This window comes from Actinospineispora acaciae DSM 45401, assembly GCF_000620785.1.
GTDB classification, from domain to species: Bacteria; Actinomycetota; Actinomycetes; order Mycobacteriales; family Pseudonocardiaceae; genus Pseudonocardia; species Pseudonocardia acaciae.
The window spans coordinates 58,575-76,961 of record NZ_JIAI01000015.1 but is presented as its reverse complement, the minus strand read 5'-3'; the positions used below and the strand labels follow the sequence as shown (position 1 = coordinate 76,961).

General features: G+C 71.0%; 20 protein-coding genes. 15 read left to right on the top strand and 5 right to left on the bottom strand.

The window, feature by feature from the left end; genetic code table 11:
* Positions 1-109 precede the first annotated feature (109 nt).
* The 15 genes from secY to truA all read left to right on the top strand — a co-directional run bounded on the left by secY (position 110) and on the right by truA (position 12,413).
* Positions 110-1,420, top strand: coding sequence for a preprotein translocase subunit SecY (gene secY, locus N912_RS0140465; RefSeq protein ID WP_028926924.1), 1,311 nt, complete (start codon positions 110-112; stop codon positions 1,418-1,420).
* Between the two features lie 59 nt (positions 1,421-1,479).
* Positions 1,480-2,028 (top strand): adenylate kinase, encoded by a 549-nt coding sequence (locus N912_RS0140460; RefSeq protein ID WP_028926923.1) that lies wholly within the window; start codon positions 1,480-1,482, stop codon positions 2,026-2,028.
* Between the two features lie 22 nt (positions 2,029-2,050).
* On the top strand, positions 2,051-2,893 hold the full coding sequence (gene map, locus N912_RS0140455) for a type I methionyl aminopeptidase (RefSeq protein ID WP_084211703.1): 843 nt from the start codon (positions 2,051-2,053) through the stop codon (positions 2,891-2,893).
* Positions 2,894-3,132: 239 nt separating this feature from the next.
* A complete protein-coding gene (locus tag N912_RS0140450) occupies positions 3,133-4,221 on the top strand; it encodes a Re/Si-specific NAD(P)(+) transhydrogenase subunit alpha (protein WP_245645790.1) in 1,089 nt (362 codons plus the stop codon).
* Positions 4,221-4,550: an NAD(P) transhydrogenase subunit alpha part 2 gene (locus N912_RS0140445; RefSeq protein WP_211261571.1), complete on the top strand. Its 330-nt coding sequence runs from the start codon at positions 4,221-4,223 to the stop codon at positions 4,548-4,550. The genes N912_RS0140450 and N912_RS0140445 overlap by 1 nt, the downstream gene beginning before the upstream one ends.
* The gene (locus N912_RS0140440; protein ID WP_028926919.1) at positions 4,547-5,932 is read left to right on the top strand and encodes an NAD(P)(+) transhydrogenase (Re/Si-specific) subunit beta; all 1,386 of its coding nucleotides are present in this window, start codon (positions 4,547-4,549) and stop codon (positions 5,930-5,932) included. The genes N912_RS0140445 and N912_RS0140440 overlap by 4 nt, the downstream gene beginning before the upstream one ends.
* 75 nt (positions 5,933-6,007) lie before the next feature.
* The gene (locus N912_RS0140435; RefSeq protein ID WP_037069112.1) at positions 6,008-6,445 is read left to right on the top strand and encodes a DUF1707 SHOCT-like domain-containing protein; all 438 of its coding nucleotides are present in this window, start codon (positions 6,008-6,010) and stop codon (positions 6,443-6,445) included.
* A 173-nt stretch (positions 6,446-6,618) separates the two neighbouring features.
* Positions 6,619-6,840, top strand: a complete 222-nt coding sequence (infA, locus tag N912_RS0140430) for a translation initiation factor IF-1 (RefSeq protein ID WP_028926917.1) — start codon at positions 6,619-6,621, stop codon at positions 6,838-6,840.
* Between the two features lie 28 nt (positions 6,841-6,868).
* On the top strand, positions 6,869-6,982 hold the full coding sequence (gene rpmJ, locus N912_RS0140425) for a 50S ribosomal protein L36 (RefSeq protein ID WP_010148647.1): 114 nt from the start codon (positions 6,869-6,871) through the stop codon (positions 6,980-6,982).
* Between the two features lie 150 nt (positions 6,983-7,132).
* Complete coding sequence (gene rpsM / locus N912_RS0140420) at positions 7,133-7,513, top strand: 30S ribosomal protein S13 (RefSeq protein ID WP_028926916.1); 381 nt, start codon at positions 7,133-7,135, stop codon at positions 7,511-7,513.
* On the top strand, positions 7,513-7,920 hold the full coding sequence (gene rpsK / locus N912_RS0140415; protein WP_028926915.1) for a 30S ribosomal protein S11: 408 nt from the start codon (positions 7,513-7,515) through the stop codon (positions 7,918-7,920). Before rpsM ends, rpsK begins: the two co-directional genes overlap by 1 nt.
* Positions 7,921-7,937: 17 nt before the next feature.
* On the top strand, positions 7,938-8,543 hold the full coding sequence (rpsD, locus tag N912_RS0140410; protein ID WP_028926914.1) for a 30S ribosomal protein S4: 606 nt from the start codon (positions 7,938-7,940) through the stop codon (positions 8,541-8,543).
* A gap of 83 nt (positions 8,544-8,626) precedes the next feature.
* Positions 8,627-9,670, top strand: coding sequence for a DNA-directed RNA polymerase subunit alpha (locus N912_RS0140405; RefSeq protein ID WP_028926913.1), 1,044 nt, complete (start codon positions 8,627-8,629; stop codon positions 9,668-9,670).
* An 80-nt stretch (positions 9,671-9,750) separates the two neighbouring features.
* Positions 9,751-10,500 (top strand): 50S ribosomal protein L17, sunset domain variant, encoded by a 750-nt coding sequence (gene rplQ, locus N912_RS0140400; RefSeq protein WP_028926912.1) that lies wholly within the window; start codon positions 9,751-9,753, stop codon positions 10,498-10,500.
* A gap of 71 nt (positions 10,501-10,571) precedes the next feature.
* Positions 10,572-12,413 (top strand): tRNA pseudouridine(38-40) synthase TruA, encoded by a 1,842-nt coding sequence (gene truA, locus N912_RS66850; RefSeq protein ID WP_084211676.1) that lies wholly within the window; start codon positions 10,572-10,574, stop codon positions 12,411-12,413.
* A 105-nt stretch (positions 12,414-12,518) separates the two neighbouring features.
* On the opposite strand, the gene N912_RS0140390 is transcribed toward truA, so the two are convergent.
* From N912_RS0140390 to N912_RS57685, 5 genes are read right to left on the bottom strand one after another with little or no spacing between them, the layout of a single operon-like run.
* Positions 12,519-13,904, bottom strand: a complete 1,386-nt coding sequence (locus N912_RS0140390) for an MATE family efflux transporter (protein ID WP_028926911.1) — start codon at positions 13,902-13,904, stop codon at positions 12,519-12,521.
* Entirely contained in the window at positions 13,901-14,923 is a 1,023-nt protein-coding gene (locus tag N912_RS0140385; RefSeq protein ID WP_028926910.1) for a PLP-dependent cysteine synthase family protein, read from the bottom strand. The genes N912_RS0140390 and N912_RS0140385 overlap by 4 nt, the downstream gene beginning before the upstream one ends.
* Positions 14,913-16,226 carry a type III PLP-dependent enzyme domain-containing protein gene (locus N912_RS0140380; protein WP_028926909.1) on the bottom strand — a complete coding sequence of 438 codons (1,314 nt, stop codon included), beginning with the start codon at positions 16,224-16,226 and terminating at the stop codon, positions 14,913-14,915. The genes N912_RS0140385 and N912_RS0140380 overlap by 11 nt, the downstream gene beginning before the upstream one ends.
* On the bottom strand, positions 16,217-17,200 hold the full coding sequence (locus N912_RS0140375; protein ID WP_211261570.1) for an ornithine cyclodeaminase family protein: 984 nt from the start codon (positions 17,198-17,200) through the stop codon (positions 16,217-16,219). Before N912_RS0140375 ends, N912_RS0140380 begins: the two co-directional genes overlap by 10 nt.
* The gene (locus N912_RS57685) at positions 17,197-18,189 is read right to left on the bottom strand and encodes a TauD/TfdA family dioxygenase (RefSeq protein WP_211261569.1); all 993 of its coding nucleotides are present in this window, start codon (positions 18,187-18,189) and stop codon (positions 17,197-17,199) included. Before N912_RS57685 ends, N912_RS0140375 begins: the two co-directional genes overlap by 4 nt.
* Positions 18,190-18,387 lie beyond the last annotated feature (198 nt).

Here is an 18,387-nt window from a genome sequence, read left to right as displayed (position 1 = left end):
ACCCTCGGGTGTCAGCATCTTGGCTGGTAGTGCCGGATCTCGGAGTTCAGACGGCACGGCGTTTCACACGACACGGCGCCCAGACGCCCCAGCACGGGAGGATCCAGGAGTGCTCAGCGCGTTCCGGTCGGCATTCACCACGCCGGACCTCCGGAAGAAGATCCTCTTCTCGCTCGGCATCGTGGCCGTCTACCGGCTGGGTGCCACGCTGCCCTCGCCCGGGGTCTCGTACCCGAACGTGCAGGAGTGCATCAAGCAGATCGAGGGCAGCGAGAACCAGAGCGTCTACGCGCTGATCAACCTGTTCAGCGGCGGTGCGCTGCTGCAGTTGTCGATCTTTGCGCTGGGCATCATGCCCTACATCACGGCCAGCATCATCGTCCAGCTGCTCACGGTGGTCATTCCCAAGTTCGAGCAGCTGAAGAAGGAAGGCCAGTCGGGTCAGAACAAGCTGACCCAGTACACCCGGTACCTGACGATCGGGCTGGCCGTCCTGCAGTCCACCGGCATCGTCGCGCTGGCCTCCCGGGGCCAGCTGTTCCAGGGCTGCGAGAAGCCGGTGCTCCCGGACTCGAGCATCTACCAGATGGCGATCATCGTCATCACCATGACCGCCGGCACCGCAGTGATCATGTGGCTGGGCGAGCTCATCACCGAGCGCGGCATCGGCAACGGCATGTCGCTGCTGATCTTCACCTCGATCGCGGCCCGTATCCCGGCCGAGGGCGGCAACATCCTGAACAACCAGGGTGTGCTGGTCTTCGGCGGTGTCTGCGTGTTCGGTCTGGCGATCATCGCCAGCGTCGTGTTCATCGAGCAGGGCCAGCGCCGCATTCCCGTGCAGTACGCCAAGCGCATGGTCGGCCGCCGGATGTACGGCGGCACGTCCACCTACCTCCCGCTGAAGGTCAACCAGGCCGGTGTCATCCCGGTCATCTTCGGCTCCTCGCTGCTCTACCTGCCGGACCTGATCTCCCGGTTGTCCGGAAACGTCGGCGGCGAGTTCCAGCGCATCGTGCAGACCTATGTGGTCGACCAGTCCAACTGGGTGCACATCACGCTCTACTTCCTACTGATCATCTTCTTCACGTACTTCTACGTGAGCATCACGTTCAACCCCGATGAACGTGCCGAGGAGATGAAGAAGTTCGGAGGGTTCATTCCCGGCATCAGGCCCGGCCGCCCGACGGCCGAGTACCTGAGCTTCGTGCTGGGCCGCATCACCCTCCCCGGCTCGCTCTACCTGGGCATCATCGCCGTGCTGCCGAACTTCTTCCTCGGGATCACCCAGTCCGGCCAGAACCAGAACTTCCCGTTCGGAGGGACGGCGGTTCTGATCATGGTCGGCGTAGGCCTCGACACCGTGAAGCAGATTGAGAGTCAGCTCATGCAGCGGAACTACGAGGGTTTTCTCCGTTAACCTCGAAGTTTCGTCGGTGCGGGGTGAGGGTCTTCACGAGGAAGAGAGGTCGGTGGCGCGTGCGACTCGTTCTGGTTGGTCCGCCGGGGGCGGGCAAAGGTACCCAGGCAGTTCGGCTCGCGGAGCGGTTGGACGTCCCGCACATCTCCAGCGGGGATCTGTTCCGGGCCAATCTGCGTGACAAGACCGAGCTCGGGCTGGCCGCACAGCGGTACATGGACGCCGGGGAGCTGGTGCCCGACGAGGTCACGGTGGGCATGCTGCGCGAGCGGCTGGCCGAGGACGACGTCGAGAAGGGCTTCATCCTGGACGGCTTCCCGCGCACGGCGGCCCAGGCCGACGCGCTGGACGAGCTGCTCCGCGACGCCGGCAACGAGCTGGACGCGGTGGTCTCGCTGGAGGTCGGAGAGGACGTGCTGGTGCAGCGGCTGCTGGCCAGGGGCCGCACCGACGACACCGAGGACGTGATCCGGCGCCGCCAGGAGGTCTACCGTGAGGAGACCGCGCCGCTGCTGGAGCACTACGCCGAGCAGCTGGTCACGGTGAACGCGGTCGGCGAGGTCGCCGAGATCACCGACCGGATCGTCGACGTGCTCGGCCCGCGCTGACCCGAGCTCCGGAGCTGTGGACATGACACGAAACGGACCGCTGGCCACCCTGCGCGCCGGCGTCTCCAGGTGGGGAGGACGCCACATCGAGCGCAAGACCCCTGACCAGTTGGCCGCCATGCACGCCGCCGGCCAACTGGTCGCCCGCGCGCTGGCGGAGGTCGCCGCCCAGGCCAGGGCCGGCGTGAGCACGCTGGAGCTGGACGAGGTGGCCGAGCAGGTCATCAGGGACGGCGGCGGGGTGCCCTCGTTCCTGGGCTACCACGGCTTCCCGGCCAGCATCTGCGCGTCGGTGAACGACCAGATCGTGCACGGAATCCCGTCGAAGTCGCAGGTGCTCGCGGACGGCGACCTGCTGTCGGTGGACTGTGGCGCGATCGTCGACGGGTGGCACGGCGACTCGGCGATCACGCTCCCGGTCGGTGAGGTCTCGCCGGCCGACCTGGCGCTGTCGGCCGCGTGCCGGGAGGCGCTGGACGCGGGCATCGCGGCGGCGGTCCCGGGCGCGCGGTTGACCGACATCTCGCACGCGGTGCAGACCGCCGCCGAGGCGGCCGCGCGCCGTGACGGCGTGAGCTACGGGATCATCGCCGAGTACGGCGGGCACGGCATCGGCACCGCCATGCACATGGACCCGTTCCTGCCGAACCTCGGCCAGCCCGGTCGCGGTCCGAAGCTCCCGGTGGGCGGCGTGCTCGCGGTCGAACCGATGCTCACCGCCGGCACCGCCGAAACCCGCACCCTCGACGACAACTGGACCGTCGTCACCGCCGACGCCTCCCGCGCCGTCCACTGGGAACACACCGTAGCCATCACCTCCGACGGCCCCTGGATCCTCACAGCCCCCGTCACCGTGCCCACCTGATCGCCCGGCACACCCACTTCGTGCCTCGCACATGCGCTGCAGCAGGTGTGCGGCGTACGAGGTGGGTGTGCGAGCGAGCGTATTTGGTATACTGTGTGCGGTATGCAGGCGGTTTGGGTTAACTTTGCCACGCGGCGACGGCTTGGACTAGACGCATCGCTGATCATGCCTGATGCTTCGTCGCTGTGAACGCTACTGGCGACGCGGCGGCCCGTGAGGCGAATCAGGGTCGGACGCGGATAGGGGTGCCCCGCGAGTCGGGCGCCGGCGAGCGACGGGTGGCACTGGTGCCCAAGGTCGCCGAGCGGCTGATCGCCAAGGGGCTGGACATTGTCGTCGAGTCCGAGGCGGGCCTGGCAGCCCTGATCCCGGACCAGCACTACACCGACGTCGGCGCCACCATCGGCAACCCGTGGGACGCCGACGTGGTGGTGAAGGTCGCGCCGCCCACCGACGAGGAGATCGCCAAGCTGGGCCGGGGCACCACGCTGGTCGGGTTCCTCGCGCCGCTGGCGCACCCAGAGGTGGTGCAGAAGCTGGACGCCGCCGGGGTGCGGGCGTTCGCGATGGAGTCCATCCCCCGGATCTCCCGCGCGCAATCCATGGACGCGCTGTCCTCGCAGGCCAACGTGGCCGGCTACAAGGCCGTCCTGCTGGCCGCCGACCGGTCCACCCGGTTCTTCCCGATGCTCACCACCGCGGCCGGCACCGTGAAGCCGGCCACCGCGCTGGTGCTCGGCGTCGGGGTGGCCGGCCTGCAGGCGCTGGCCACCGCCAAGCGCCTCGGCGCCCGGACCACCGGCTACGACGTGCGCCCCGACGTGGCCGACCAGGTCCGTTCGCTGGGCGCGCAGTGGCTGGACCTGGGCATCGAGGCGGCCGGCGAGGGCGGCTACGCCCGCGAGCTGACCGAGGACGAGCGCGCCGAGCAGCAGAAGCGGATGACCGAGGCGATCACCGGCTTCGACGTGGTGATCACCACCGCGCTGGTGCCGGGGCGGCCGGCGCCCAGGTTGGTCACCGCGGAGGCGGTGCGCGGCATGCGGGCCGGCAGCGTGATCATCGACCTGGCAGGTGAGACCGGCGGCAACTGCGAGCTGACCGAACCGGGCGAGATCGTCGTCAAGCACGACGTCACGATCGCCTCGCCGTTGAACCTGCCGGCGACCATGCCCGAGCACGCCAGCGAGCTGTACTCCCGGAATATCTCCGCGCTGCTGGAGTTGATGATCGACGAGGAGGGCCGGCTGGCGCCGGACTTCTCGGACGAGGTGTTGGACAAGTCCTGCGTCTCGGGCAAGGGCGAACCGACCGGAGGCGAGAGCTGATGGAGTCCAACCTGCTGGCCAACCTGGCCATCCTCGTGCTGGCCGGCTTCGTCGGCTTCGCGGTGATCTCCAAGGTGCCGAACACGCTGCACACGCCGCTGATGTCCGGCACGAACGCCATCCACGGCATCGTGCTGCTCGGCGGGATCGTGGTGCTCGGCCTCGGCGGCGACCACCTCGACGTGTTCTCCAAGATCCTGCTGGTGATCGCCATCGCGTTCGGGACGATCAACGTGGTGGGCGGGTTCCTGGTCACCGACCGGATGCTCGGGATGTTCAAGGGCGGCCCCAAGCGTGGCGCCGCGCAGTCCGAGGAGAAGCAGCGATGAACACGCTGGTGACCGCGCTCTACATCGTGGCGTTCGCGCTGTTCATCTACGGCCTGATGGGTCTGACCGGCCCGAAGACGGCGGTGAACGGCAACCTGATCGCGGCCGGCGGGATGGTCATCGCGCTGGTGGCCACGCTGCTCATCCCCGGGGTGTCGAACTGGGTGCTGATCGTGATCGGCATCGTGATCGGCACGCTGCTCGGGGTGCCGTCCGCCCGGCAGGTCAAAATGACGGCGATGCCGCAGATGGTGGCGCTGTTCAACGGCGTCGGCGGCGGGGCGGTCGCGCTGATCGCCTGGGTGGAGTTCCGGGAGGACCCGGGGTATGCGAGTCATCCCGGCTACTTCGTGGTGGCCTCGCTGTTCTCCGCGATCATCGGCTCGGTCTCGTTCTGGGGCTCGCTGATCGCGTTCGGCAAGCTGCAGGAGATCGTGCCGGGGCGCCCGATCGGGTTGGGCAAGGCGCAGTCGGCGCTGAACCTGGTGCTGCTGGTCGCGGCGGTCGTGCTGGCGGCGGTGATCGGCGCGGGCGGGACGTCGCAGTGGCTGATCGTGGGCATCCTGCTGCTGGCCGCGGTGCTCGGCGTGATGGTGGTGCTGCCGATCGGCGGCGCGGACATGCCGGTGGTGATCTCGCTGCTCAACGCGTTCACCGGGCTGTCGGCGGCGGCCACCGGGCTGGCGCTGTCCAACACCGCGATGATCGTGGCCGGCATGATCGTCGGCGCCTCCGGTTCGATCCTGACCAACCTGATGGCGCAGGCCATGAACCGCTCGATCCCGTCCATCGTGGCGGGTGGGTTCGGTGGGAGCGGCACCGCGGTCGGTGGGGGCGCGGGCGGTGACCGGACCGTCAAGTCCACCAGCGCGGCGGACGCGGCGATTCAGATGGCCTATGCCGAGCAGGTCGTGGTGGTGCCGGGGTACGGCATGGCGGTGGCGCAGGCGCAGCACGCGGTCAAGGACATGGCCAAGCTGCTGGAGGCCAAGGGCGTGACCGTGAAGTACGCCATCCACCCGGTGGCCGGCCGGATGCCCGGGCACATGAACGTGCTGCTGGCCGAGGCGGACGTGCCGTACGACCAGCTCAAGGAGATGGACGACATCAACGGCGAGTTCAACCGGACCGACGTGGCGCTGGTGATCGGCGCGAACGACGTGACCAACCCGGCCGCTCGCAACGATCCGTCCTCGCCGATCCACGGCATGCCGATCCTGAACGTCGACGAGTCCAAGAACGTGATCGTGCTCAAGCGCTCGATGAACTCCGGGTTCGCCGGCATCGACAACCCGCTGTTCTACGACGAGAAGACGTCCATGCTGTTCGGCGACGCCAAGAAGTCCGTCACCGAGGTCACCGAGGAGCTCAAGGCGCTCTAGCCCGTCCATGGAGCCGACTGCGCGTACGAAACGGTGTTACTATAACGGTGTTTCGATTGCGCGGAGGTGGTTGCGATGGCCGGGAACGAGCTGCGGGTGGCGGACGCGGACCGGGAGCGGGTGGCGGAGCGGCTGCGGCGGGCGCACGGCGAGGGGCGGATCACCCTTGTCGAGTTCGACGAGCGGGTCGCCGCCGCGTACGCCGCTCGCACGGACGGCGACCTCGCGACGCTGACCGCCGACCTGCCGCCGGAGCCGGTGCCGGCCCGGCCGGTGGCGGCGGGTGATGAGACGCGGGCGCCGGCGCGGGTGCGCGGCGGCAGGCGGTTGGCGTGGCGGATCGAGGCGGGCGCCTGGTTGTTCGCCAGCGTGGTGAACCTGGTGATCTGGGGGATCGTCTCGATGGCCACCGGCGCGGCGGTGTATCCCTGGTGGGCCTGGGTGGCCGGGCCGTGGGGAGCGGTGCTCGCGCTTCGGCTGGTCACCGGCCGATCCCTGTGTCGCCCGGCTTAGCGGACATCGGGACGCGGCGAGCGGTTGTACCCGGTTTGGGATGGGTGCGCAAGGAGACGTACACTGTTGGTACGGCGCGGTCGATGCGCTGGTTCCGTCGTGCCTCCCCGCACTCTCGGTCCCGGTGTCGGCGCGTGTCCGACACCGGAAGCTAGTCACGAAACGCGGAGGACATGGCCAAGAAGGACGGGGCGCTCGAGGTCGAGGGCCGAGTGGTCGAACCGCTGCCCAACGCGATGTTCCGCGTTGAGCTGGAGAACGGCCACCGCGTTCTCGCGCACATCAGCGGCAAGATGCGGCAGCACTACATCCGCATCCTTCCCGAGGACCGGGTCGTCGTCGAGCTCTCGCCGTACGACCTGACCCGAGGCCGCATCGTCTACCGCTACAAGTGACGACCACACCAGACAGAGAGCGACGGACGTGAAGGTCCAGCCGAGCGTCAAGAAGATCTGCGACAAGTGCAAGGTGATCCGCCGGCACGGACGGGTCATGGTGATCTGCGAGAACCTGCGCCACAAGCAGCGCCAGGGCTGATCACCGCAACACAACCAAGAGGCCCTTCCCGAACCTGCCGCTCACGAGGAGCGAGCTCACCCCCGGAATCCAGGCCGGGGCCCGGCTGTTGAGTCCAGCCGGGGCGGTCGGGAAGAAGACCTGGAAGACACCGAGGAGAAGAAACGCCGCATGGCACGACTCTCGGGCGTCGACCTCCCCCGCGAGAAGCGGATGGAGATCGCGCTGACCTACATCTACGGCATCGGCCGTTCCCGTTCCAAGGAGATCCTCACCGCCACCGGCGTGAGCCCCGACCTGCGCGCCCGCGACCTGTCCGACGAGGACCTGGTCAAGCTGCGCGACTTCATCGAGGACAGCTACCAGGTCGAAGGTGACCTGCGGCGCGAGGTGCAGGCGGACATCCGCCGCAAGATCGAGATTGGCTGCTACCAGGGCATCCGGCACCGCCGGGGGCTGCCGGTGCACGGCCAGCGGACCAAGACCAACGCCCGCAGCCGCAAGGGGCCGAAGAAGACAGTGGCCGGCAAGAAGAAGGCAGGTAAGAAGTAATGCCGCCGAGGACGCGTGCCGGCGCCGGCCCGAAGAAGGTGCGGCGCAAGGAGAAGAAGAACGTCGCGCACGGTCACGCGCACATCAAGAGCACCTTCAACAACACGATCGTCTCGATCACGGACCCGCAGGGCGCCGTGATCGCCTGGGCGTCCGCCGGGCACGTCGGGTTCAAGGGCTCGCGCAAGTCGACCCCGTTCGCCGCGCAGATGGCCGCCGAGAACGCCGCCCGCAAGGCGCAGGAGCACGGCATGCGCAAGGTGGACGTGTTCGTCAAGGGCCCCGGCTCCGGCCGGGAGACCGCGATCCGTTCGCTGCAGGCCGCCGGCCTCGAGGTCGGCACGATCTCCGACGTCACCCCGCAGCCGCACAACGGCTGCCGTCCGCCCAAGCGGCGCCGGGTCTAGGGGAGGGAGAACCAGACATGGCTCGTTACACAGGCCCCATGACCCGCAAGTCCCGCCGGCTCAAGGTCGACCTCGTCGGCGGCGACCAGGCTTTCGAGCGTCGCCCGTACCCGCCCGGCCAGCACGGCCGGATCCGGATCAAGGAGACCGAGTTCCTGCTGCAGTCGCAGGAGAAGCAGAAGGCCAAGTTCGCCTACGGCGTGCTGGAGAAGCAGTTCAGCCGCTACTACAAGGAGGCGAACCGCCGTCCCGGCAAGACCGGTGACAACCTGCTGCAGATCCTGGAGTCGCGGCTGGACAACGTGGTCTACCGGGCCGGCCTGGCCCGCACCCGGCGGATGGCCCGCCAGCTGGTGAACCACGGTCACTTCATGGTCAACGGCCACAAGGTGAACATCCCCAGCTTCCGGGTGTCGCAGTACGACATCGTCGACGTGCGGCCCAAGTCGATGAACATGGACCCGTTCATCATCGCCAAGGAGACCCAGGGCGAGCGCCCGGTGCCGGCCTGGCTGCAGGTGGTTCCGGACAAGCTGCGCATCCTGGTGCACCAGCTGCCGGAGCGGGCGCAGATCGACACCCAGGTCACCGAGCAGCTGATCGTCGAGCTCTACTCGAAGTAAGACCCGAGGCGCGGAAGGGAGCGCTCTCGGTTGCATTGCACGGCGTCAAATAGCGGTCGTCGTGGAGTGAGAGGAAAACGCACGTGCTGATTTCACAGCGTCCAGGACTGGCAGAGGAAGCGGTCGGCGAGACCCGCTCCCGGTTCGTCATCGAGCCGTTGGAGCCGGGCTTCGGCTACACGCTCGGCAACTCGCTGCGCCGGACCCTGCTGTCGTCCATCCCGGGTTCCGCCGTCACCAGCATCCGCATCGACGGGGTGCTGCACGAGTTCACCACGGTGCCCGGGGTCAAGGAAGACGTCACCGACATCATCCTGAACCTCAAGGAGCTGGTGATCAGCTCCGAGGAGGACGAGCCGGTCACCATGTACCTGCGCAAGCAGGGGCCGGGCGTGGTCACCGCCGGCGACATCGTGCCGCCGGCCGGCGTCACGGTGCACAACCCCGACCTGCACATCGCCACCCTGAACGACAAGGGCAAGCTCGAGGTCGAGCTGGTCGTCGAGCGGGGCCGGGGCTACGTCCCCGCCGTGCAGAACAAGGTGAGCGGCGCGGAGATCGGCCGGATCCCGGTGGACTCGATCTACTCGCCGGTGCTCAAGGTGACCTACAAGGTCGAGGCCACCCGTGTCGAGCAGCGCACCGACTTCGACAAGCTGGTGCTGGACGTCGAGACCAAGCCGTCCATGACCCCGCGCGACGCGCTGGCCTCGGCCGGCAAGACGCTGGTCGAGCTGTTCGGCCTGGCCCGCGAGCTGAACGTGGACGCCGAGGGCATCGAGATCGGACCGTCGCCGCAGGAGGCGGACACCATCGCGGCGTTCGCGATGCCGATCGAGGAGCTGGACCTGACGGTCCGCTCCTACAACTGCCTCAAGCGCGAGGGCATTCACACGGTGGGTGAGCTGGTCGGGCGCAGCGAGGCCGACCTGCTGGACATCCGCAACTTCGGGGCCAAGTCGATCGACGAGGTCAAGATGAAGCTGGTCGGCCTGGGCCTGGCCCTCAAGGACAGCCCCCCCGGGTTCGACCCGTCCGTGGCCGGCGCAGACTACGACACCGAGACGTTCGATCCGGACCGCCTCGGCGACGACGGCCAGGACTACGCAGAGACCGAGCAACTGTAGGCCCGGCGGCCTACCCGTGAGTGGCAAGTGGTGCCAGAGGCCCGCTTGCCGCTCACGGGCGCGATGAAGGAGCGCATGAGATGCCACAGCCCACGAAGGGCCCCCGCCTTGGTGGTTCGCCCTCGCACCAGCGGCTGATGCTGGCCAACCTGGCCACCTCGCTGTTCACCCACGGGCGGATCAAGACCACGGAGGCGAAGGCCAAGCGGCTGCGGCCGTACGCCGAGCGCCTGATCACCAAGGCGAAGCGGGGCGACCTGCACAACCGCCGGGAGATCCAGAAGGTGATCAGGGACAAGGACGTGGTGCACCGGCTGCTCAACGAGCTGGGCCCGCTGTTCGAGTCCCGCAACGGCGGCTACACCCGGATCACCAAGACGCTGCCGCGCAAGGGCGACAACGCCCCGATGGCGGTGATCGAGCTGATCACCTCGGAGACGGTGTCGGCCGAGGCGGACCGGGCGCGCCGGGTGGCCGGTTCGCGGGCCAGCACGCCGGCCGCCGCGCCGACCGAGGCCGCCGAGGCGCCCGCCGCCGAGACCGCCGAGACCAAGGTCGCGGACGTCGAGGACGCCGAGGTGGAGGAGAGCGCGTCCACCGAGGACGCCCCGTACGGCGAGGGCAGCCACGCCCCGCTGGCCGACGGTGGCCAGCCGGACGGGTTCCCGGTCAAGGGCAACGAGGACTCGAAGCTCTACCACGTGCCGGGCTCCTCGCACTACGACCGCACGGTTGCCGAGGTCTGGTTCGCCAGCGCCGAGGCCGCCGAGGCCGCCGGCTTCGAGCTGCCGCCGGCGCAGCGGGACAAGGACGAGGAGAGCGACTCCTGACGGCGGAGCCTGCGCCCGTCAGGGCGCGGCTGGACATCAGCTACGACGGCACCGACTTCTCCGGTTGGGCCGTGCAACCCGGCCGGCGCACCGTGTGCGGCGTCCTCACCGAGGCGCTGAGCACGTTGGTGCGCCGGCCGGTGTCGTTGACGGTGGCCGGGAGGACGGACGCCGGCGTGCACGCGACCGGGCAGGTGGCTCATGTGGACCTGCCGGGGTCGGTGGAGCTCGGCGGGTTGGTGCGGCGGCTGGCCGGGATGCTGCCCCCGGACGTGCGGGTGCGCGAGGTTGCGGCGGTGCCGGCGGAGTTCGATGCGCGGTTCTCGGCGTTGCGGCGGCACTATGCGTACCGGGTCGCGGTGACGCCGTACGGCGCGGAGCCGTTGCGGGCGCGGGACACGGTGTCGTGGCCTTATCCGGCCGATCTGGCGGCGATGAACGCGGCGGCGGTCGGGTTGTTGGGCGAGCACGACTTCGCGGCGTACTGCCGCCGCCGCGAGGGCGCCACCATGGTCCGCGAGCTGCAGCGGCTGGCCTGGCGCGAGGACGGCGACGGGGTGCTGGTCGCCGAGGTCAGCGCGGACGCGTTTTGCCATTCGATGGTGCGCGGGCTGGTCGGCGCGCTGCTCGCGGTGGGGCGCGGGCAGCGGCCGGTGGAGTGGCCGGCGGGGCTGCTGGCGCGCACCGAACGGGCCAGCGAGGTCACCGTCGCCCCCGCGCACGGGCTCACCCTGACCGCGGTGGACTACCCGCCGCCGGAGGAGCTGGGCGAGCGTGCCACGATCACTCGCAGGGTGCGGTTGCCACGGCGCGACCCGCACCGAGACGGGATCAACCCCGTGGAGAGCGCCCTTCGAGCCTCGCCGGCGAGTGAGGCGAGAACACTGGGGTCGCGGGCGGACGAGGAGTTTGGCATGGCTGAACGGTCGCGGGACGGTGCCGAGCGTGGCGTGAGCACGACGGTGCTCGGCGCGTGGGCGGTCGAGTCGAGCGAGACGTCCGAGACACCCAAGACGGCCGGGCTCGACGAGACGACCGAGCAGATCGCGGTGGCCGGCCCGGCGGACGCGACGGAGCGGATCGCGGCGGCCGGTGTGGAGCCGGGCGTGGCGACCCGGCACTACACGCGCAGCGCGCTGCTGTCCGCCCTGCTCGACGCGCTCGCGGCGGCCGGCAAGCCGGTGAGCCCGCTGGACTCCGACGACCTCGCGCCGCTGGACGAGCTGCACGGCGGGGGGCGACCGGCCACCGTCGAGCTGGCCGAGCTGCTGGCGCCGCCGCCCGGCGGGCACGTGCTGGACATGGGCGCGGGCCTCGGTGGGCCGGCCCGGTACCTGGCCAGGCACCGGGGCTGCCGGGTGACCGGCGTGGACCTGGCCAGGGAGACCGTCGAGGTGGCCACCGAGCTGACCGAGCGCTGTGGGCTGGCCGACACCGTGCGGTTCCGGGAGGGCGGCGTCACCGAGCTGCCGTTCGCGGATGCGAGCTTCGACGCGGCGATCATGCTGCACGTCGGGATGAACGTGTCGGACAAGGCGGCGCTGTGCGCGGAGGCGTTCCGGGTGCTGCGTCCCGGCGGGCGGTTCGCGCTCTACGACGTGATGCTCACGGTCGAGGACGGCGAGCCGAACTTCCCGCTGCCGTGGGCGAACAGCGCGGACCGCAGCTTCCTGGAGTCGCCGGCGGAGTACCGCTGGCTGCTCACCGAGGCGGGCTTCACCGTCGAGGAGGACCGCGACCTGCGCGACCTCGTGCTCGCCCAGCTGACCAAGGTCCGCGAGCTCGGTGACGCGCTGCCCCCGCTGGGCCCCTGGGTCGCGATCGGCGACAGCTACCGGGCCAAGGCCGAGAACCTCACCGACGCCCTAGAACGCGACCTGCTAGCCCCGTACCAACTCCTCGCCGTGCGCTAGTTCGGGGCTGGCACACCCACTTCGTACCTTGCACACGTGCTGCAGTGCATGTGCGGGCCACGGAGTGGGTGTGTCAGCAACCCCGGGGTTACGGGCGGTGCGGGGTTAGGGGCGGTGGAGGCGGCGGGTGTAGCGGGCTAGGAGTAGGGCGGCGGTGGCGGTTAGGCCGGTGAGCAGGCCCAGCCAGACGCCTACGGGGCCTAGGCCGAGGGGGAGGCCCAGTACGAGCGCTACCGGGAGGCCTACCAGCCAGTAGCCGATCAGGGTGGCTCGGAAGCCGCCGGTGGTGTCGTCCAGGCCGCGCAGCAGGCCCACGCCGATGTTCTGCGCGGAGTCGGCGAACTGGAGGACGGCGGCCACCATGAGGAGCTGGCCGGCGACCACGAGCGCGGCCGCGTCGGCGGGGTCGGTGGCGTCCAGGAAGAGGCCGAGCATGGCGCCGGGGGCGACCAGGTAGACGACCGCGACGGCGGCGACGATCAAAGCGCCCTGGGTCAGCGCGGTGCGGGCCAGCCGGGCGGGGGTGTCCCGCCGACCCGCCGCCCACTCCCGGCTGACCAGGATGGACGCCCCGTGCGAGGCGCCCACGCTGGCCTGGAAGACGATGTACACGAGCTGGTTGACCACCGTGTGCGCGGCCAGCGCGGCGGCCGAGAAGCCGCCCATGACCAGTGCCACCACGGAGAAGAAGCCGGCCTCCGAGCCGTAGGTGGCCGCGATCGGGAAGCCAAGGCGCAGCAGCCGGCGCACGGTCGGCGCCGACGCGCGCCAGCCGGCCAGGGACAGCGCGGGCGCCAGCTCCGGGTCGCGGCGCACCGCCCGGTAGAGCAGGCCGAACGTCAGCAGGTAGACCAGGCTGGTCGCGGTGCCGATGCCGGCCACGCCGAGCCCTGGCCACGACCCGGCGCCGAAGCCGAGCAGCAGGTTCAGCCCGGCGTTGATCACGATCGAGACCAGCGTGATGACCAGCAGCGCGCGCGGGCGGCGCATCCCGACGCTGTACTGGCGCAGCGCCTGGAACCACAGGCAGGGCAGCAGCCCGGGGGCCAGCGTGACCAGCATGGTCCTGGTCAGCGCCGCGACCTCGGCGTCCTGGCCCAACCAGCCGAGCAGCTGGCCGAACCCGACCATGACCAGCCCGCCGAGCACGCCGGCCACGGTGGCCACCGCGACGGCGGCCCGCACCAGGTCGCGGACCTCGTCCCGGGCGCTGCCCCCGTCCACACCGCCGGTCGTCTCCGCGCGGGACACGGCGGCCGCCACCTGGTTGCCGACCGCGGTGACCAGCCCGACGCCCATGGTGCGCAGCTGGTTGAACAGCACGATGGCCAGGCCGCCGCCGGCCAGCGCGGTCGCGCCCAGCCGTCCGAGCATGACGGTGTCGGTGGTGGTCAGCGCCACCTGGGCGAGCTGGGTGAGGGCGAGCGGGGTGGCCAGGGCGGCCAGCGCCCGGTGCTCGGTGAGCGCCCGCCGGGTCAGGCCGGTCGTCACCGGCCCGGCGCCAGGCCGGCCAGCAGCTCGTCCACCCGGGCCTCCAGGTCGTCGTCGAGCAGCTCGTGCTCCTTCATCCAGCCGTCGTCGAACACGGTGTCCAGGTACTTCTCGCCACCGTCGCACACCAGTCCGACCATGGTCGAGCCGGGTGGCAGCCCGTCCAGCATGGTCAGCGCCTGGTACACCACGCCGCCGGCCGAGCCGCCGACCATCAGCCCGGTGCGCCTGGCCAGCACCCGGGCGGTGGCGAACGCGTCGGCGTCGGAGACCTTGCAGCCCTGGTCGATCAGGTCGAAGTCGACCAGCGCGCCGATGGTGGCGCCCTCGGGGGTGCCGGTGCCGGACTGGTGGTACGGCGCGGCCGGCCCGCCGAACGCGATCGAGCCGACCGGCTCCACCCCGACCACCCGCAGCCCGGGACAGCGCCCGCGCAGGATCACGCCGGTTCCGCACAGCGAGCCACCGGTGCCGACCGCGCCGATCAGCCAGTCCACCCCGCCGGGTAGCGCCGCGCACAGCTCGTCGGCCACCGGGTAGTAGCCGACGGCGTTGCTCGGGTTGTTGTGCTGCTCGGTGAAGATCGCGTTCTCGGTGGCGTGCGCGAGCTGTTCGGCGAAGTCCTCCCGGGCGGCCGTGGCCAGGCCGTCCTCGCCTTCGTCGCTGACGTAGATCAGCTCGGCGCCCATGGCCCGCATCGCGCGCAGCTTGTCCGCGCTGGCGTGCCCGTCCACCACGGCGGTGAACCGGTAGCCGCGCTCGGCCGCCAGCACGGCCAGGCCCAGGCCGGTGTTGCCCGAGGTGGACTCCACGATCCGTCCGCCGGGGCGCAGCTCGCCGCTGCGCTCGGCGTCCAGCACCATCTGCCGGGCCATCCGGATCTTGGCGGTGCCCGTCGGGTTGAAGAACTCCAGCTTGAGCAGCAGGCGGGTGTTGGCGGGGGTGCGGCAGAGCTCGAACAGCGGGGTGTTGCCGATCAGGTCGGACACCCGGCTGACCACCGGTGGCCTAGCGCTCATCCCACCTCCAGCGGACGGTGTCGTCCTCCCAGCGGACGACGACCTTGGGCGGCAGCGGCAGCTGGTGGAACTCCGACTCGTTGGAGTCCATCTGGTAGCCGGCGGTGTTCAGGTAGACCAGCAGGTCACCGACCCGGGGGCGGCGGCCGAACGGGATCTTCCGCCAGGTGAGCAGGTCGGACTCCAGGCAGGTGGCGCCGCCGACGCAGGCCGGGTATTTCCCGTCGGCCGCCGGTGCGTCACCAAGCAGGACCGGGTCGGGGAGGAACTCGCTGTTGAACCACTGCTCGGACAGGCTCAGGCTGGTGCCGTCGACGGTGACGATGCCGTAGCCGTCGCGGTCCTTGACGCCCTGCACCCGCAGCACGGTCAGGCCGGCCTGGTCCAGCAGCGCCCGCCCGGGCTCGCAGAGCAGCCGGACGTTGCGCGCGCGCAGCAGCTCGGCCAGGGTCGGCGCGCCGTCGACCGGGGTGGACAGGATCGCGCGCAGCATGTCCGGGCCGGCCACCGGCGAGTGGTACGGGTAGTAGCCGGGGAACTCGCGGCCGGCGTGGAAGTCGTCCGGCCGGGTCTGGAAGCCGCGCCAGTGCTCGCCGTCCACGTAGTCGACGGCGAACCCGCCGCCGATGTCCACCGCGTCCGCCGCCAGCCCGAGCCCGCGCGCCCGCTCAACCCAGCCGACCAGCTCGGCGGCCAGCGCGGCGCGCGGCGCCACCTCGTACCCCTCCAGGTGGAAGCCGAACCCCTCCAGGTCGACGCCGCGGCACCGCAGCAGCGCGGAGTCCAGCTCGGGCTCGGTCAGGCCGAACCGGCTGCTCGACCCGGGCGGGTTCACCCTCATCAGCACGCGCGGGCGCCGCCCGTACCGCTCGGCCAGCTCCAGCGCGCGGTCCAGCTCGTCGGGCGCGTCGACGGTGAGCAGGCAGCCCTGCAGCAGCGCCAGCCGCAGCAGCTCGTCGGACTTGGCCGGGCCGGTCACCACCAGGTTGGCGGCGCGGACGCCGGCGGTCAGCGCGGACGCCAGCTCGCCCGTGCTGGCCACGTCCACGCCCACCCCGGTCTCCGCGCAGCGCCGGGGCCACAGCGCCGCCTTGTTCGCCTTCTTCGCGTAGTAGACGCTCGCGGACACTCCGGCGTCGGCCGCGGCCGCGCGGAACCCGGCCACAGCGGCGTCGAACGGTTCGGCGAACAGCACGTGGAACGGCCCGCCGATCGCGTCCGCGAGTTCGTACAGCAGGTTGACGTCGGTATCCAGCAGCCGGCGGGTCGGCTCGGCCCGCTTGGCCGGGAGGGTCAGGTCCACAGCGTGACCAGCTGGCCGAGGCCGCGCTGGGCGGCCAGCTCGGCGAACCGGTGGCCGAGCGCGATGTCGGTGATCACCAGCCCGCTGTTGTAGGCGAAGATCCGCTGGTCCGGGGCGGTGCGGCCGGGGGCGCGGCCGGCCAGCACGTCGGGCAGCTCGGCGTGCACCTCGCGCAGGTTGCCGTCCGCGTCGACCATGTCGGTGCCGGTGACGGCCATCTGCGCGGCGCTGGTGGCGATCACCCGGTCGGCCCGGTGCAGGGTGGACGGCGCCAGCCCGTGCCCGAGCAGCACGGTCAGCGCCCCGGGCTTGGTGTCGGCCGCCTCGATGGCCACCGGGGTGGACCCGCCGGCGGCGGCGATGACCACGTCCGCGTCGGCCGCCGCCGCGTGAGCGTCGGTGACCAGCTCCACGTCCCGGTCGGGGTGGTGGCGGCGCAGCTCGGCGCGGACCGCCGCGATGCCGTCCGGATGCGTCCCCGACAGCAGCAGCCTGTCCAGCTTGGGCAGCGTGACCAGCAGGAACGGCAGCGCCCGTTGGCCCTGGGTGCCGGTGCCGACCAGCAGCGCGGTGCGCGCGTGCGCCGGCGCGCACTCCCTGGCCAGCAGCGCCGTCACCGCCGGGGTGCGCAGCGAGCCGATCCGGCCGCAGTCCATCAGCGCCACCGGCAGGCCAGTCCTGTCGTCGTAGACCTGCAGCGTCGTGTAGTAGTGCTGCTCGTCGCGGCCGGCGTGCAGGCCGTGCTTGTACGAGGTCTTGATGGCCACCAGCTCGCGGGAGCCGTCCCGCCCGAGCATCGCGTAGCTCACCGAGTGCCCGTCCGCCGGGGAGACGGTGAGCTTGCGCGGGTTGGCGCTGGTCCCGGCGGCCAGGGCGAGGTACGCGCGCTCCACCACGTCCACCACCTCGGCCGGGGCGATCTCGATGCCGGCCAGGTCGTCGGTGCTCAGCACGCGCAGCGGTGGGCGGGTCACGGCGTGTCCTCCTCGTCCTCGAACCGGCCGGCGAACGGGTCGAGCACCCGCTGTCCGTAGCCGTGCTCGTCGGCGTCCGGCCGGCGCCGCCCCGGCACCCGCACCGAGACCCGGCGCAGCCAGCGGTCCGTGCCGTCGTACCGGGCGCGGAAAGGTTGCCGCCCGTGCACCGCCACGTCGTTGTCGATCACCAGCACGTCACCGGGGTCCAGGCGCACGCCGACCGCCGCGCGCGCCAGCTCCGCCCCGAGGCGGCGGTACGCGCGCAGGTAGGCCGGGTTGCCATCGTCCAGCGGCGTGTACGCGGGGTCGTAGCGCAGGCCCAGGCCGGCGCCCGTCTCCCACACCGTGGCCACCGGCGGCGCCTGGCCCCCGAAGCCGTCGGCCTCGGCGTACGAGGAGTCGGGCAGGATCGGCAGCGCCGGGTCGGCGAGCAGCTCGCGCTCGGTGTCGGCCAGCCGGGCGTGCCGCACGCTGGCCGCGGTGGTCGGCACCCGGTCGGGGTTGCGCACGCAGGCCAGCAGCAGCAGGTTGGCCCGCCCCGGGTGGAACGCGTCCTCGGTGTGCGGGCTGAGCTCGACGGCGCTGCTGGCACCGGTCTGCTCGCGCTCCTCGCCTCGGGTGGGCAGTATGTCGTGCACCAGCCGCCCGTCCTGCTGGCCGGCCCAGCCGATCGGGCGGCCCAGCGCGCGGGCCAGCAGCAGCATCTGCGCCGCCCACTGCGCGCCGGCCTGGTCGGACACCTCCGACCAGCGGGCCGGCGTGGGCCCCATCCGGTCGGCGTCCACCGGCAGGCGGCGCAGCACGGTCACCCCGTCGTGGCCGGTGCGCGCGCAGGCCCGCAGCTCGTCGCGCAGCCCGGGCGGCAGCTCGGGCAGGCTCACGGTGGTGGCGCGCGGGTCGTCGGCGAGCGCTGGGGCGAGTCGGTCGGAAAGGGTTCGCAGCGTGTGTGTCGATGCCTCGGACAGGCGGACGGTGACCGGATCCACGGGTTCCTCTCGGTGGAGTCGGGATGGGCCGTGGCGGCGTGCGGCGTCGTGACCACGCTAGATAGAGGGGCGCGAGCAAGGCAAGGCTTGCCTGAGAGAAATATCTACGCCCGATATCGGAGCACGTCTCAAGAAGGCTAGGATCTCCTCAGTGAGACAAGGCTCACCTGATCAGAGGTTGTGATCGCTCCGACCGCT